This window comes from Virgibacillus ndiopensis, from assembly GCF_900187325.1.
Classification (GTDB): domain Bacteria; phylum Bacillota; class Bacilli; order Bacillales; family Amphibacillaceae; genus Virgibacillus_E; species Virgibacillus_E ndiopensis.
In genome coordinates, this window is sequence record NZ_FZMZ01000005.1 from 1 (window position 1) to 15267 (window position 15267).

At 36.5% G+C, this 15267-nt stretch carries 14 protein-coding genes and 1 rRNA gene; 9 read left to right on the top strand and 6 right to left on the bottom strand.

The genetic code is table 11. The features are described 5' to 3' along the window. Positions 1 to 146 precede the first annotated feature (146 nt). Positions 147 to 262, top strand: a 5S ribosomal RNA gene (gene rrf, locus CS937_RS07275). Between the two features lie 636 nt (positions 263 to 898). On the opposite strand, the gene CS937_RS19955 is transcribed toward rrf, so the two are convergent. Together CS937_RS19955 and CS937_RS19890 are read right to left on the bottom strand one after the other, a co-directional pair. Then, positions 899 to 1030 carry a transposase gene (locus tag CS937_RS19955; protein WP_425445467.1) on the bottom strand — a complete coding sequence of 44 codons (132 nt, stop codon included), beginning with the start codon at positions 1028 to 1030 and terminating at the stop codon, positions 899 to 901. Then, positions 1027 to 1098: a hypothetical protein gene (locus CS937_RS19890; RefSeq protein ID WP_342748209.1), complete on the bottom strand. Its 72-nt coding sequence runs from the start codon at positions 1096 to 1098 to the stop codon at positions 1027 to 1029. The genes CS937_RS19955 and CS937_RS19890 overlap by 4 nt, the downstream gene beginning before the upstream one ends. A gap of 394 nt (positions 1099 to 1492) precedes the next feature. Here CS937_RS19890 and CS937_RS19425 point away from each other — a divergent pair, with 394 nt between their 5' ends. Both CS937_RS19425 and CS937_RS07285 read left to right on the top strand, forming a co-directional pair. After that, positions 1493 to 1651: a hypothetical protein gene (locus tag CS937_RS19425; RefSeq protein ID WP_176555784.1), complete on the top strand. Its 159-nt coding sequence runs from the start codon at positions 1493 to 1495 to the stop codon at positions 1649 to 1651. A 76-nt stretch (positions 1652 to 1727) separates the two neighbouring features. Then, positions 1728 to 2189 (top strand): hypothetical protein, encoded by a 462-nt coding sequence (locus CS937_RS07285; protein WP_141554337.1) that lies wholly within the window; start codon positions 1728 to 1730, stop codon positions 2187 to 2189. Here the strand turns inward: CS937_RS07285 and CS937_RS07290 are convergent. Then, positions 2108 to 3118 carry a S8 family peptidase gene (locus CS937_RS07290; RefSeq protein WP_099157815.1) on the bottom strand — a complete coding sequence of 337 codons (1011 nt, stop codon included), beginning with the start codon at positions 3116 to 3118 and terminating at the stop codon, positions 2108 to 2110. The genes CS937_RS07285 and CS937_RS07290 overlap by 82 nt on opposite strands. A gap of 276 nt (positions 3119 to 3394) precedes the next feature. Here CS937_RS07290 and ilvD point away from each other — a divergent pair, with 276 nt between their 5' ends. The 6 genes from ilvD to CS937_RS07320 all read left to right on the top strand — a co-directional run bounded on the left by ilvD (position 3395) and on the right by CS937_RS07320 (position 11010). After that, on the top strand, positions 3395 to 5104 hold the full coding sequence (gene ilvD, locus CS937_RS07295) for a dihydroxy-acid dehydratase (RefSeq protein ID WP_099157816.1): 1710 nt from the start codon (positions 3395 to 3397) through the stop codon (positions 5102 to 5104). Positions 5105 to 5272: 168 nt separating this feature from the next. Next, positions 5273 to 5863, top strand: a complete 591-nt coding sequence (locus CS937_RS07300; protein ID WP_176555785.1) for a TetR/AcrR family transcriptional regulator — start codon at positions 5273 to 5275, stop codon at positions 5861 to 5863. A gap of 15 nt (positions 5864 to 5878) precedes the next feature. Continuing rightward, positions 5879 to 7168 (top strand): MFS transporter, encoded by a 1290-nt coding sequence (locus CS937_RS07305; protein WP_099157818.1) that lies wholly within the window; start codon positions 5879 to 5881, stop codon positions 7166 to 7168. An 89-nt stretch (positions 7169 to 7257) separates the two neighbouring features. Continuing rightward, positions 7258 to 8625, top strand: a complete 1368-nt coding sequence (locus tag CS937_RS07310; protein WP_099157819.1) for a sigma-54 interaction domain-containing protein — start codon at positions 7258 to 7260, stop codon at positions 8623 to 8625. 269 nt (positions 8626 to 8894) lie between these two features. Then, positions 8895 to 9674: a 3-hydroxybutyrate dehydrogenase gene (locus CS937_RS07315; RefSeq protein WP_099157820.1), complete on the top strand. Its 780-nt coding sequence runs from the start codon at positions 8895 to 8897 to the stop codon at positions 9672 to 9674. 52 nt (positions 9675 to 9726) lie between these two features. Next, positions 9727 to 11010: a GntP family permease gene (locus tag CS937_RS07320; RefSeq protein ID WP_099157821.1), complete on the top strand. Its 1284-nt coding sequence runs from the start codon at positions 9727 to 9729 to the stop codon at positions 11008 to 11010. Positions 11011 to 11611: 601 nt separating this feature from the next. Here the strand turns inward: CS937_RS07320 and nadA are convergent. Genes nadA through nadB form a run of 3 tightly spaced genes read right to left on the bottom strand, consistent with a single transcriptional unit; the run spans position 11612 to position 15147 of the window. Further along, positions 11612 to 12724, bottom strand: coding sequence for a quinolinate synthase NadA (gene nadA / locus CS937_RS07325; protein ID WP_099157822.1), 1113 nt, complete (start codon positions 12722 to 12724; stop codon positions 11612 to 11614). A 20-nt stretch (positions 12725 to 12744) separates the two neighbouring features. After that, positions 12745 to 13572 carry a carboxylating nicotinate-nucleotide diphosphorylase gene (gene nadC / locus CS937_RS07330; protein ID WP_099157823.1) on the bottom strand — a complete coding sequence of 276 codons (828 nt, stop codon included), beginning with the start codon at positions 13570 to 13572 and terminating at the stop codon, positions 12745 to 12747. A gap of 15 nt (positions 13573 to 13587) precedes the next feature. Then, positions 13588 to 15147, bottom strand: a complete 1560-nt coding sequence (nadB, locus tag CS937_RS07335; protein WP_099157824.1) for an L-aspartate oxidase — start codon at positions 15145 to 15147, stop codon at positions 13588 to 13590. Between the last annotated feature and the right edge of the window lie 120 nt (positions 15148 to 15267).

Sequence of the window (15267 nt, forward strand, 5' to 3'; positions counted from 1 at the left end):
GGTTGATAGGTCCGAGGTGGAAGCGTGGTGACACGTGGAGCTGACGGATACTAATAGATCGAGGACTTAACTATATATTTTTGATTCGTTGATGGTTAAACTCTTATTTAGTTTTTAGGGTATAAATTTACTCACAATTAAATATGTCTGGTAGCAATAGCGGAGAGGACACACCTGTTCCCATGCCGAACACAGCAGTTAAGCTCTCCAGCGCCGATGGTAGTTGGGGCATTGCCCCTGCAAGAGTAGGACGCCGCCAGGCAAGATAAGACCAGGATATGGAAATCTCATATCCTGGTCTTTGTTTTGGACCAAACATATTTTTTTCTTTACTACTAGTGGGTGAAATTATTGAGACAGATTTACATTTTGTTAATGATGAGAAATTAAAAAACAAGTACATTGAACCATAAAAAGGATTGGTGTTTTTCTGTGTTTCGTTTTGAAAATACTTATAAAAATAGTAATAAGAGGATAAAATCCATGGAGCTGTTAAATGAATATATGTTAATTGAAACATATAAAAAAGCAGTAGAACTAGATTAAACAATGACTTTCTGTTTATTTTAAAATTAAAAGAAGGGAATTAACTTTAAGGAAGACTAGTGTATACAATGAATATTTGATAAATAGACCCTTCTCAGAGGTTCTATTTTGATTGTTACTAGTAAAACTTATAAAACTTAGTAAAACAAGGGAATAGTCCCTATGTTGTCGTATATTGACCAATAGAGTAATAACCGCAGTATGTACCTTATAAACAGTGGGGTGTATAAATTGAAGGCACATTACACTTTAATAGCTAAATCTGGAAATTACGATTTTGATTTTGAACAAAAAAATTAGCGGCATTCCCCTTCAAAATTTGATTTAGTGGGGGTCAGTCGCTAAGGTCTCTTCATTGTCTTTGTTCTTCAATATATCTTTTTATCATATCTATTGTCGCCCCGCCTGTTGTTAGCACCATATAGCTTCTGATCCAAAAAAGGTTTCCAATAATAGTGTTGTAAATGACTTGGAAATGCTTTATGAATGTACCTGGAAGTGAACAGGAGAAGTATCAAATAAGATATGAATATGATCTTCTTCACAGTTCATCTCGATAATATCGCAATTCCATTTATGAAACAAATCCTTCTTTTAATCTATTCATGATATTTCTGTTGATACACTGGTACCTGATTCTTTCTATATTCAGGAAGTAATAGATAACGAGTATCTTGCTTTCGATGGTTCTGGAAAAGTAGAACGCACCGGTAAAAGAGAACTTGCCACATTTTCGACGGGTATAGTCTACCATGCAGATTTGTCAGCTTCCTATAACATCTGGGCTCGTTATTTTATTCGGAGACTCCAAAAATCCACTACTGAAAAGAAGTGGTTGGCTCTTCAGACAAAAGTTCCTGAATTGTCAAAACGAACACATCAGACCTTGTCTTCGTGAATTACCCTTCGTTTAGCACAGTAATCCTGCAGAGAGTTACACTGCAAGATGTTGAGGTGTATTCAAGATAAGAAATGCTCCATCAAAATCTGGGATTTAGGTGAAGAGGTTTACCAGTCAGTAAAACTTGCATCACAATTCATTTCAAGCTATGAATCTAGTGATGAACCGAGTGTTAAAGATCAGGTCAATTCTGTTAAATTTTAACTTAAACAAGCTAACCTGGGTATCAAGTAATGAAATTATAAAAAACTTTCAAGTATTTAAAAAGGAAAAGATAAACATGTATTATCTTAGATCCAATATTGTTGCACCTTTAAGAGATAAGGGTTTACTAATTGCTAGTAGTGAAAAAGGTTACAAGCTACTAGTTCCACAAGATGATTTAGAAGAATATGTCAATTTTAGTAGTCTAAAAATTATACCTATGTTAAATAGACTGGAACGATGCAGAGAGCAAATTTTACTGGCTGTAAAGAAGGAATTAGATATTATGGATTATACGAAGTATGAGCAGTTGAAAAAATACTTTGATGGAGAAAATGCCAGTTTGAGAGGTGGAATTCAATCAAGAAATTACTTAAGCCACTATAAATTAGTAAGCTCTTTCAATAGAGCTGGCGTATTTAATATACAAATCCGCCAGCTCTTCAGTATACTTTACTATTTTTCTGTTACGAATGATGTATATACCGAACGTGACTTAAAAGGTGTATGGAACGTTTTGAAGAGTTTTTCGAACTGACTAAGGACATCGAGTGCAACAAGTCCATTTCCTTCGGCTGATTTTGCATAGCCTAAAGGTACCGTTCGTCTTATTAGTTGAGCGTAGAGTTCTGCTTCGGTTAAACGACGATTAAACTGCTTTTCTGCAATGTTAATAACTAAGGCAAGAGCACCGGATACATGAGGTGTGGCCATGGATGTTCCGGATAATTTGGCATATTTGCTTCCAGTGTAAGTTGATAATATTTCTACTCCTGGTGCAACTAGATCAATTTCATCATTAGTATTGCTAAAGGGTGCAATATTTTTATCGAAATTAATCGCTCCTACTTGAATTACTTCATTATAGGCACCGGGATATGCAAATTCATTTGTATCTGATCGGGCATCGCCCTCATTTCCAGCAGCACATACGACAGGTATTCCAGCATCCAGAGCCCGTTTAACTGCTTTATAAAGCTCTGGTACATCGTTTGGACCGCCAAGTGACATGGAAATTGTCCTTACTTTTTCCCCGTTTGGTCCTTCCCAATCGATAGCATAATTTATTCCATCAATAATCCATTGATAGTCACCGCTTCCTTGGCCATTGAGTACCTTTACAATTAGTAGATTTGCATTCGGAGCTACACCAGAAATTCCATTTTCCTGTTTAGATGAAGCCGCTATCGTTCCTGCTACGTGAGTGCCGTGTCCATTATTATCCTCATAGTTGTCTTGGTCTCCATTATAATCTGAAGAGAAGTTTTTACCATCGATAATTCGCTGCTTTAAATCAGGATGATCGATTTGGCATCCTGTATCGATAATTGCAACGACATTTCCACTACCTTTCTCTGCCTCTTCCCAAACTTCTGGTGCTTGGATCATTGTCACACCTTCTGGAATTTCAGAAGATGCTTCGTAAATTTCCTCGACCTCATAAGGTATTAAATGAATTTTACTCATGCCTAAGCCTCCTTTAAATTTTAAAAATTCCATAGTATGTGTGCCATATAGTAGATAATATGTTTTATTGGAATTTTATAGACTATTCCCGTAACTGTTTACTATAAACGATTACATAGACCTATTTATTAAAAATAATACACATGTACTATAAGAATTCTTTTTCATTATCCTTCTACCTTCAAAAAACTAAAATTACAAAATTAATTAAATAGATTGAAAAATATAAACTAAACAATTATAATTATATATTAATTTATATGAGGGGATGATAGGATGAAAGATTTGCGAATTAAGAGCAAAGTATTTAGTGAAGATCCGAAGCGAGCACCCAATCGAGCGATGTTACGTGCAGTCGGAATAACGGACGAGGATTTTAAAAAGCCGATGATAGGTGTTGCTAGTACATGGAGTGAAGTAACGCCGTGTAATATTCATCTTCATGATTTAGCCGAAAATACAAAATCAGGTGCACGAGAAGCAGGCGGAGTCCCGATGATTTTTAACGCTATTACGGTTTCTGACGGAATTTCTATGGGAACTCAAGGGATGCGGTACTCGTTGCCCAGCCGTGATGTAATAGCAGACTCTATTGAAACGGTAGTCGGTGCTGAGAATTTGGATGGGTATGTTGCAATTGGTGGTTGCGATAAAAACATCCCTGGCTGTATGATTGCTATTGCTAGGTCTGAGGTACCTGCTATTTTTGTATATGGTGGAACAATAGCTCCAGGAAATTTAGGTGGGGAGAAATTAGATATTGTCTCGGTATTTGAAGGGGTAGGTAAACATAGTAATGGTGATATCGATGATGATAAATTAAACAAAATTGAGTGTGCTGCATGTCCCGGAGCTGGATCATGTGGAGGGATGTATACTGCAAATACAATGGCCTCTGCCGTTGAAGCAATGGGTATGAGTTTACCAGGAAGTTCATCCAATCCGGCACAATCTGACGCAAAATCACACGACTGCTTTGCAGCAGGTGAAGCAATTCTCAACCTTTTAGAAAAGGATATCTATCCAAAAGACATTATGACAAAGAAAGCTTTTGAAAATGCCATAACAGTTGTAATGGCCCTGGGTGGTTCGACAAATGCGGTTTTACACTTATTGGCAATTGCTCATTCTGTTGGAGTAGATTTATCGATTGATGATTTTAATAAGATTCAGAAAAAAGTTCCACATATAGCTGATTTAAAACCAAGCGGTAAATATGTTATGGAAGATTTACATAAAATTGGTGGAATTCCAGCCGTAATGAAACTTCTTTATGAAGCAGGTTATTTACATGGTGACTGTTTAACGGTAACCGGAAAAACCGTTGCAGAAAATGTTCAAGAAGCACCATCGTTAACCGAGAATCAAAAAATTATACTGCCGTTTGATAAGCCGTACCGTAAAGATGGACCATTAGTTATTTTGAAAGGGAACCTTGCACCAAATGGAGCTGTTGCCAAGGTATCTGGATTAAAAGTAACCAGGCATACTGGTCCTGCCCGTGTATTCAATACGGAAGAAGAAGCTACAAAAGCTGTCATGAATAACCAAATAAATGAAGGCGACGTACTGGTTATTCGATATGAAGGGCCAAAGGGCGGACCAGGAATGCCTGAGATGCTGTCAATTTCAGCAATTTTAGTTGGTAAAGGGTTAGGTGAAAAAGTAGCCTTATTAACAGATGGTAGATTTTCAGGCGGTACACATGGCTTGGTAGTCGGTCACATCGCACCTGAAGCACAAGTAGGTGGGCCAATTGCCCTTTTAGCAGAAGGTGACATGGTTACGATAGATTCCAATGAACGTGAAATTTTCATGGATGTTTCAGAAGAAGAGCTTGAACAACGACTTAATAATTGGGAGGCACCAGCGATGGAAGCAAGAGGTGTTTTAGGAAAGTATGCACACTTAGTTTCCTGTTCATCAAAAGGAGCAGTCACGGATAATTTTGAAATTAAACGTAAAACAGACACAGTTGTTTACTAGAAAAAATAGTCCATGTTAAATTTATTGTTTGTAAAATAGGATTCTAAAAAAACTTCTGATGATACGTCAGAAGTTTTTTTAGATTGAATTATTCGAGTAGTTGCACAATAATTTAATTTCGATTACAATAATGATTGATTAATCAATCATTATATGGAGGTGAATTGCGTGATTGAAAAAGAATTAAATGAAAAGCAAAAAGCGAAGAAGGACAGAATCTTGCAAGAGTCAACTGAACTTTTTTCCTTTAAGGGATATGACGATACAACCATTTCACAAATTGCTAAAGCTGCGAGTATCAGTTTTGGAAGTGTATTTACTTATTTTGAAACAAAAGAGGAGTTGTTTGAAAAAGTGATAACACAACCATTTCCTGATGTAAAGGAACAATTTTCAGGCTTAACGAAGGGGAACGTTATCACTGCGGAATACATAGAGAGTATTGTTGAAAGGCACATTATATTTTTTGTAAAGAACAGATTATATTTACAGCTTATTCAGCAAGTGCTTGGAAATCCTGAACGATTCTCAGATTTGTCAGAAAAGCTGAACGAAATTGCTGTGTATATGCGAAAGGAAATTCGGGAATTAGTTAAACTTGGTCAGAAACAAAATCTTTTAGACCTAGAAAGTTCTGAAGCCGTGGCAACAGGATATATAAGTTTTTTAATTGGAATGCGGATGTTTATGACGGACTCTGAAGAATCCTCTATCTGGATGGAATTAAAACCTATAGCATTAAAAATTCTTGGATTGTAAAAGGATGTGTGGATAGTGGCTGTACATTTTCATCCGAATATCAAATGGAGACTATTTGTGGGGTTTATAACCACAATGGCAAATATGATGATAACACCTTACCTGATTATTTATTTTTCAAGTAAAATTGGAGCGTCTATTACTGGCATATTGTACATTGCTATTATAGTATCGGCGGTGATTGGGAGTTTTGCAGGAGGATCTTTTTCCGATAAAATTGGCAGAAGAAAGGTAATGATCGGATCAGAAATTTTGGTAGCTTTTACATTTCTAATCATTGCCTTTTTAAATTCCCCGTGGCTTGATTTGCCCTATATCACGGCCGTCCTATTCGTGATAAATATGTTTGCAAGTGGTAGTTTTCATCCTGTTGTAATGGCTTTAATCGTGGATTGCAGTACTTCGGAAACACGGGAGACAATTTTTCGCTTCAGCTATTGGATAAATAACCTCGCAATAGCACTTGGAAGCTTAATTGGCGGGTTTTTATTTGTTAATTACCATTTTATATTATTTTTAATTGTTACTTTCGTTTCGTTTTTTTCAGTTGTTGTATCGACGTTCCTTTTAACAGATGAGTATAAGCCTAAACAAATCAATCAGACGATATCGCAAAAAAATAAGCCTATTCAAAATGTTATACGGGGAGTTCAAAGTTACAGTTTTATATTCAAAGACAAAACATTTGTTTATTTTATTGTGGGTACTCTGTTAGTATTGGGCATTGAAACGCAGTTAACGAATTATATTGGGCTCCGGTTAGCGCAGGATATATCGAATGTTTCATTATTATCCATAGGTAATTTTGATTTTACTATTGATGGTGCAGAATTACTTGGTATATTGAAAAGTGAAAATACACTATTTGTTGTTGTAGGAACTTTTTTTATAGCAAGGTTGATAAAGCAGTTAAGCGAAAGAATTAAATTGATTTCAGGTGTATTAATTTTTACATTTGGTTTTTTTGTTTTAACATTCCATGAAAATCCATTGGTTCTAGTAATCGCCATGGTGTTCGCTACAACTGGAGAGTTGATTTATGCTCCAGTAAAACAAACCGTGTTAGGGAATATAGCTCCTCATGAATCACGCAGTGCATATATGGCTGTTAATCAAATTTCTGTTTATTCTGCCGAGATTATTGCCGGATTCTTTATCATTATTGGTAGTCTCTTTACACCATTATTCATGGCTTTTGTTATCTTACTAATGGGGATTGCCGGTGCGATTTGTTTCGATAAAATGATCAAAAGGCATGAATTGTCAGGAGAAAGCAGAACATCACATACACAAACGATAGATTAGCAGTTTAAGCCAATTATTTCGGAAAATCATGTAGTACTATACTTTTTGTTATAATAAAGTCAAATCTTTTAAAAATTGGAGGTTACTATGTGGAACCTTTAAAAAATATCTATAAAGATGAAATATTTGAAACGCTGGTTGAAAATGCCTTTCATTGCTTTGTTGTGGTCGATGATAAAGGGTCGATAACTTATATGAATAATACATATTGTGATTTCCTTGAAGTAGAGCAATCAGTTGTATTAGGTATGCATGTCACTGACGTTATCGAAAACACTAGAATGCATATCGTCGCTAAAACTGGAGTAGAAGAAATTGCTGATCTGCAATATATTCGTGGTAATCATATGGTAGCCAATAGGATACCCGTTCGTTCTGGTGAAAAAGTAGTGGGTGCGGTTGGGACAGTACTTTATCGGGACACAAAAGAGTGGAAGAAAATGAATAGTCATATTAAGGATTTATTACTGGAGCTTGAACATTATCGCAACCAAATCAAAAACAAGCAGGGAGCAACATATTCGCTTCATGATATAGTAGGAAGTTCCCCACAATTAAATGATATTAAAAATAAAATAAAAAAAGTTTCTCCAGGTGACGTTTCTATTTTATTGAGAGGCGAAAGTGGAACAGGAAAAGAGTTGTTTGCCCATAGCATTCATCAATTAAGTGAACGAAATATGAATCCTTTTGTTAAAGTTAATTGTGCAGCAATTCCTGAATATTTACTTGAGTCAGAACTATTCGGATATAAAGAGGGTGCTTTTACTGGTGCAAAAAAGGGTGGCAAATTAGGTAAATTTCAACTTGCCAATGGTGGAACGATTTTCTTGGATGAAATTGGTGATATGCCATTAAGTGCACAAGTAAAGATTCTTAGGGTGTTGCAGGAAGGGGAAGTAGAAGCAGTAGGTGCGGTTAAATCTGAAAAAGTGGATGTAAGGATTATAGCCGCGACAAATCAGCCATTAGAAAAACTTATTGAAGAACAACGATTTCGGAAAGATTTATTTTATCGAATAAACGTAGTTCAAGTACAAATTCCTCCACTAAGAGAAAGGGCAGAAGATTTACGAGTTTTATCTAAATACCTCCTTGATAAAGTGACCAAACGGACAGGTAAAAGAGTTATAGATTTTGATGCGACTGTGATAGATCGTTTCATAGAATATCAATGGCCAGGAAATATAAGAGAATTAGAAAATGTTATTGAATCGTCAGTTCACTTAACAAGCACAGAAATGATTAAGATAGAGGATTTACCAGATCATATACAACCCAATAATTACGCACTAAAACAAGAAGCAACGTTAAAAGAAATATTGAAAAAGACTGAAAAACAGACAATCGAGAGTGTTTTAAGGAAGGTGGAGGGTGACAAGTTAAAGGCAACAAGATTATTAGGAATAGGTAAATCCAACTTATACGAAAAAATAAAGAAATATGGATTATTGTGATTCTGAAATTTTGGAATCACATTCCGTAAAAATGGAAAACTTTATTTTTGTATTCACGATGTAAGGGTTTACATTGTGAATAAATAAGTGTGCAACTCTACTTTCCGTAAAATCGGAAAAGTAGAGTTTTTTGTTTGTTGCTCCATACTTACCGTTATTGCATTGCATATGGTCTCTAAAGTTGGCACAAGATTTGTATGTATAATTGTAAATAAATTCAAACCAATCATGGTGAGCAATTTTAAGAACTAAAAATAGGAGGATTTCAAATGTTAGTAGACAACAAAGTCATTTTTATTACTGGAGCAGCAAGTGGTATTGGCTATCAAATTGGAGAAGAATTTGTTAGAAATGGGGCGAAAGTAGCCTTTTCAGACATTAATGAAGCAAAGGTAAAGGAGGTTACTGAAAAATTATCGCAAGAAGGGCATGAATGTATTGGTATTAAGTGTGATGTAACAGAGGAGAAAGAAATTCAAACGGCGATTGACAACACAATTGAACGGTATGGAAGGCTTGATGTTTTAATAAACAATGCGGGATTACAGCATGTTGCTTCTATTGAAGACTTTCCGACTGAAAAGTTTGAGTTCATTACAAAGGTTATGCTTGTCGCTCCATTTATGGCAACGAAACATGTTTTTCCTGTCATGAAAAAGCAAGGATATGGTCGTATTATTAACATGGCATCGATAAATGGATTAATTGGGTTTGCTGGAAAAGCGGCCTATAATAGCTCAAAACATGGGGTAATTGGATTAACGAAAGTCGCAGCACTTGAAGGAGCTGAACATGGAATTACGGTTAATGCGGTTTGTCCAGGTTATGTGGATACACCACTTGTACGAAACCAAATGGAGGATTTGGCTAAAAACCGAAATGTTTCACTAGAAAAAGTAGTAGAGGATGTTATTTATCCACTAGTTCCGCAAAAACGTCTGTTATCCGTTCAAGAAATTGCCGATTACACGATGTTTTTAGCAAGTGATAAAGCGAAAGGTGTTACAGGGCAGGCAGTTGTTTTGGATGGGGGCTATACTGCGCAATAGAAAAGTTTGTCAATTTGTACTAGATTATTTTTAAATTTAGGGAGGGGTTTTCATGTTAGGTATATTATTTGGTCTTATCGTTCTAATGGTCCTTGCTTATCTAGGTTGGTCCATTATTTGGGTGGCACCTATTGCGGCTGGAGTAGTTGCACTTACAGGGGGATTGGATATATTAGACGCCTACAAAGATACATATATGGGTGGATTCGTAGCATTTGCAAAAGATTGGTTTCCTGTCTTTATGCTTGGGGCAGTATTCGGAAAACTAATGGAAGATACGGGGATGGCTAAATCAGTTGCTGTAGCACTCACGAAAATTATAGGAACCAAGCGTGCAATTTTAGGAGTACTAGTTTCTGCGGCGGTATTAACATATGGTGGAGTTAGTTTATTCGTTGTTGTATTTGCTGTATATCCACTTGCGTTAACATTGTTTCGTGAAGCAAATATCAGTAGAAAACTAATACCGGCGACAGTTGCACTAGGTGCCTTCACGTTTACCATGACAGCAATACCTGGGACGCCGCAAATTCAAAATCTGATACCAATGGAGTATTTTCACACAGATCCTATGGCGGCACCGGTTATGGGGATCATTGCTGGAATAATTATGGCTGTCGGAGGATATTTGTATCTTCGCTGGCGTGAGAAAAAGTTGACCGCAAAGGGAGAAATATTCACAGAACCTAAGGACAACAAAATAATAAATGTAGCTGGAGATACACCTCCATTCTTATTTTCTTTACTACCTTTATTGGCCGTACTTGTTACGTTGAATGTTTTTGGATGGGATGTTGTGTTAGCGCTAATTACGGGAATTGCTTTAATCATGCTACTAAGCCTGCACAAATTTAAAGGGTTTGTCAAGGCGATCAACAGTGGCGCAGCAGGTTCTGTTACAGCTATTATAAACACAAGTGCAGCTGTGGGCTTTGGTACAGTTGTAAAGGCTGTTCCTGGATTTGAAAAATTGACAGAAATGTTAATGGGAGTAAAGGGGAACCCGTTAATTTCCGAAGCAATCGCAGTAAACGTATTAGCAGGTGCAACAGGTTCTGCTTCCGGGGGAATGGGAATTGCCTTAGAAGCACTCGGCTCAAAATACTATGAAATTGCTCAAAACAGCGGAATTGATCCAGAACAATTCCACCGAGTTGCTTCCCTTTCCTCAGGAGGACTAGATGCATTACCACATAACGGTGCAGTATTGACGCTATTTGCAATTACGGGTATGACGCATAAGGACAGTTATAAAGATATATTTGTTGTTGCTGTAGTAATCCCGGTCATTTCAGTTGCTGTCGGGATACTACTTGCTTCAATCGGTATTTATTAATATGTTTTTAAAAGGCTATTTCTAACTAATTGTTGTTTTCATACAAAAGACATAAAATACGATGTAAATTTATTACCTTGGGCTACCGTTCCGGAAATACACTGCGCTTTCCGCGGGCAACGCTTCAGCCTCCCCCGGAAAGCGCAGTGTATACGGGCTGCGGGGTAGAAAGCTATAAAAAATGTGAAATCAGCACGGCACTTACTTTGTATTTTACTGAAACTATAGAGTAAAAGCTACAAAGTTTATAAAAAGAGCCTGTTAGAGTGATAGATTTCGCTTAAACAAAAAGGGTCAACATCTTAGTGGATGCTGATCCTTTTTGTTTTATTCGTTATATTAGAATAGGTTAAAAGAAAAGTTTTATAAGTTCATAGCTATGCTAGCCCATATGAAGGCGATTAGGGGTATAAACCACAAATAGTCTGTGAAACTCCTTTTTACTTCGCTACCTTTTCCTTTCATTGTAAATACCCCCTTGATTAATTTTTATAGTTAAAATTTCAACGTTTTTTAGTTTATCTTCTTTAATTAAAAATGGCAATACTTTATTAGATAAATTTTTAAAATTATTTTGTGAGAAAGGGGTATCTTTTTTATTTTATGCTCGTTCTAGCATCCTATTTAGTGCAAGAACGGCATCTGTTGTAATAGCATTCGATACGGTTACTTGATTAACCGTTTCACCTCTTTCAATCGATTCTAATGACCAAAGTAAGTGTGGTAGATCGATTCTGTTCATGGTCATGCATGGGCACATATGTGGATTAAGGGAACAGATCTCTTTATCTGGGTGCTGATCAATAATTCGTTGTACTAAGTTCATTTCCGTTCCAATAGCCCATTTACTTCCGGATGGAGCATTCTCGATTGTATTTATAATAAAGCTCGTTGCCCCCGCATAATCGGATAGTTCAACGGTTTCAAAAGGACACTCTGGATGAACGATAATATTCATGTCTGGTTTTGTCTTACGGATTTCTTCAACGTTTTCTGCGGTAAAGTTTTGGTGTACGGAACAATGACCTTTCCATAAAATAATTTTTGCTTCTTCCAAATTACCATCGTACTCAAAACAATGATTAATAGGATCCCAAACAGCCATTTTATCAAGTGGAATATCAAGATTATAGGCAGTATTCCTTCCTAAATGTTGGTCAGGTAAAAAGAGGACTCGTTCTTTTTGAGTAAAAGCCCATTCCAACATCCGTTTTGCATTGGAAGATGTTACTGTTGCACCACCATTTCTACCAACAAATGCTTTTATTGCTGCAGTTGAGTTTACATACGTCAACGGCAGAATGGTATCACCGAACGTGTTTTGGAGAACTGACCAACATCTATCCGTTTGATGCATATCAGCCATATCAGCCATTGAACAGCCTGCTCGCATATCGGGTAAAAGGACAACTTGCCTATCCTCTGTTAACATATCAGCCGTCTCCGCCATAAAATGAACTCCGCAAAATACGATAAATTTTGCTTCTTTATTTTGTGCTGATAATTGTGCTAGTTTTAACGAATCACCTATATCATCGGCGAATTGTACGACCTCATCTTTTTGATAATGATGGCATGGCAAATACAACTGTTTTCCAAGTTTGGCTTTGATCTCTATGACACGCTTTTTCATTTCTTCCATCGTCATCTGCTTATAATGTTCTGGAATGGAAACTACATCTGTTCGCTGCTTCATTTCCTCTAAAATATTCACTGTCAATATCCCCCCGATTACTAAATGGTTAAGCTAATATCTAATGCTTTAATTGAATGTGTTAAAAATCCTAACGAAATATAATCAACACCTGTATCTCCATATTGGTGTAATCCATCTAACGTAATTCCACCTGATGCTTCTGTAACTATATGTTTTGGAACTAGTTCAATAAATTCTTTAATCTCCATTGGTGATCTGTTATCAAACATAATGATATCGACGTTTGCGTTTACAGCTTCAATTACTTGTTCCTTTGTTTCTGTTTCGACTTCAATTTTGACCATATGACCTAATTGTCCGCGAACGGTAGTAACTGCTTTTGTAATAGACCCACAAAATGAAATATGATTATCCTTAATCATTACCCCATCATACAGCCCAAACCGATGATTATAACCACCGCCGCATGTTACCGCATATTTCTCAAGCATTCTTAGTCCTGGAGTTGTTTTCCTTGTATCGCAGATCCGAGTATGATCACTATTAAGAGCTGATACAGACTTGCTTGTAATCGTGGCTATCCCGCTCATCCGTTGTAACAAATTCAGAATTAACCTTTCTCCTGTTAAAAGCTTTGCCATTGGACCTTCGACTGTTGCGATTACGTCTCCTTTTTTGATCAATTCTCCATCCTTTTTTAAGGGGGTTACTCCAATCGATGAATCAAGGAGAGAATAAGCTGTCTGAATGATATCAATACCCGCTAAAATCCCATCTTCCTTTACATAGAAGTGCGCTTTACCATGTTTGTCTTCTGGGAAAATAGCTTCACTCGTTACATCTCTCTCTCCAATGTCCTCTATATAAAACTGCTTGATAAGTTGAGTTAATTTAATGTTATTCATATAATGCACTCCTTATTAGATTCCAGTTAAAACATCATTCGTTTGGTTTGTTCGTACTATTTCTCGTTTATACCAATTTAGATTATCATCATTGGGGAAATCCGCCCGAAAATGGCCTCCACGGCTCTCTGTTCTCATTAATGCTGACGTAGTAATTAACCATCCAACCGTAATCATATTCACCATAATTAACTGTTCTATCGTTAATGTTGTTGTTAGTGAAAATCCATCGTATTTCTTCTTATAGCTTTCCAACCAATCAACCGCATACCGAAGGCTTTTCTTATCGCGTACAATTCCGACATGATCCATCATTAATTGCTGAATTTGCCTTTTTGTTGGTAGATCAATTAATTGGCTCTTTTGGTTATTTGTTTTAAAGGAAATCTCATTCATATAATCATTTGGAGAATTATTGGATAAAATATCATCAGCGACCAAATTTCCATAAACGATTCCTTCTAATAGTGAATTACTTGCTAATCGATTTGCTCCATGAACACCTGTACATGCAACCTCGCCTACAGCATAAAGTCCGTTAAGGGAAGTACGCCCTCTACCATCTGTTTTTACTCCACCCATCAGGAAATGAGCTCCGGGAATGACAGGGATTAAACCCTTTTCGATATCAATTCCGTTTATCTGGCAAATTGCTGTAATTGTGGGGAAATGGGATTTGAAATTTTTTATCATTGAAATATCAAGGAAAACATTCCTACCATTTTCTATCTCATGAAATAGTGCTCTTGCAACAACATCCCTTGGTGCAAGATCTTCCAATGGATGAACGTTTTTCATAATTCGTTTTCCACTTTCATTAACAAGAATTGCTCCTTCCCCCCGTACAGCTTCTGAGATGAGACCAGATCCTTTTCCATTACAGTTTAAAAGAGTTGGATGGAATTGAATAAACTCTAAGTCTGTTAATTCAGCACCAGCGCGGAAAGCCATTGCAAGTCCGTCACCAGTTATTGAGTCATCATTAGAAGTAAAGGAGTATAGGCCGCCACATCCACCTGTAGCAAGAATAATATCTGATCCTAGATATTGCTTAACAGTACCGTTCTTGTTCTTTGTCTCAACACCAATACAGCGTTTGTTGTACATGAGTAAGTCAATCGCCATTTCATTTTCAATAATTTGTACATTACGCTTTACCTTATCAAGCAGATGTAATACAAGCTTTCTTCCAGTTGAATCGCCCCCAGCATGCAAAATCCTTCTTGTTGAATGTGCACCTTCTTTACCTAAAAGAAGGTTGTTAGACTTATCTACATCAAACTGCATGCCATCTTTAATTAAATTGGATAGATAGATAGGACCACTTTTGACCATTTGTTCTACAGCTTCTTCATGATTATGATTGCAACCAGCTGTGATAGTGTCAGTAAAATGTGACAGCCAGGTATCTTGATGGCCTATACAAGCAGCAATACCACCTTGTGCTAAGAATGAATTACTAGATGTATGCATAGATTTTGTGAATATAATCACATTATTTTTCGAGCTTAGTTTATAAGCTGCAGTCAAAGCGGCAATGCCACTCCCAACAATGACCACATCATATTTAGGCATTATGAAAGCCTCCCAATGTATCATAATAAATTATTTTTATTGATACTGTCTTGACATATATATTTACATAAATATAGACTGTTGACAAGTCATTAATTAAAAAGTTAACTAGTTTTATAT

Coding starts and splice junctions, on each gene's coding strand:
- CS937_RS19425 (WP_176555784.1), top strand. CDS start 1,493: ATGTTGAGGTGTATTCAAGATAAGAAATGCTCCATCAAAATCTGGGAT.
- CS937_RS07285 (WP_141554337.1), top strand. CDS start 1,728: ATGTATTATCTTAGATCCAATATTGTTGCACCTTTAAGAGATAAGGGT.
- CS937_RS07290 (WP_099157815.1), bottom strand. CDS start 3,118: ATGAGTAAAATTCATTTAATACCTTATGAGGTCGAGGAAATTTACGAA.
- ilvD (WP_099157816.1), top strand. CDS start 3,395: ATGAAAGATTTGCGAATTAAGAGCAAAGTATTTAGTGAAGATCCGAAG.
- CS937_RS07315 (WP_099157820.1), top strand. CDS start 8,895: ATGTTAGTAGACAACAAAGTCATTTTTATTACTGGAGCAGCAAGTGGT.
- CS937_RS07320 (WP_099157821.1), top strand. CDS start 9,727: ATGTTAGGTATATTATTTGGTCTTATCGTTCTAATGGTCCTTGCTTAT.
- nadC (WP_099157823.1), bottom strand. CDS start 13,572: ATGAATAACATTAAATTAACTCAACTTATCAAGCAGTTTTATATAGAG.
- nadB (WP_099157824.1), bottom strand. CDS start 15,147: ATGCCTAAATATGATGTGGTCATTGTTGGGAGTGGCATTGCCGCTTTG.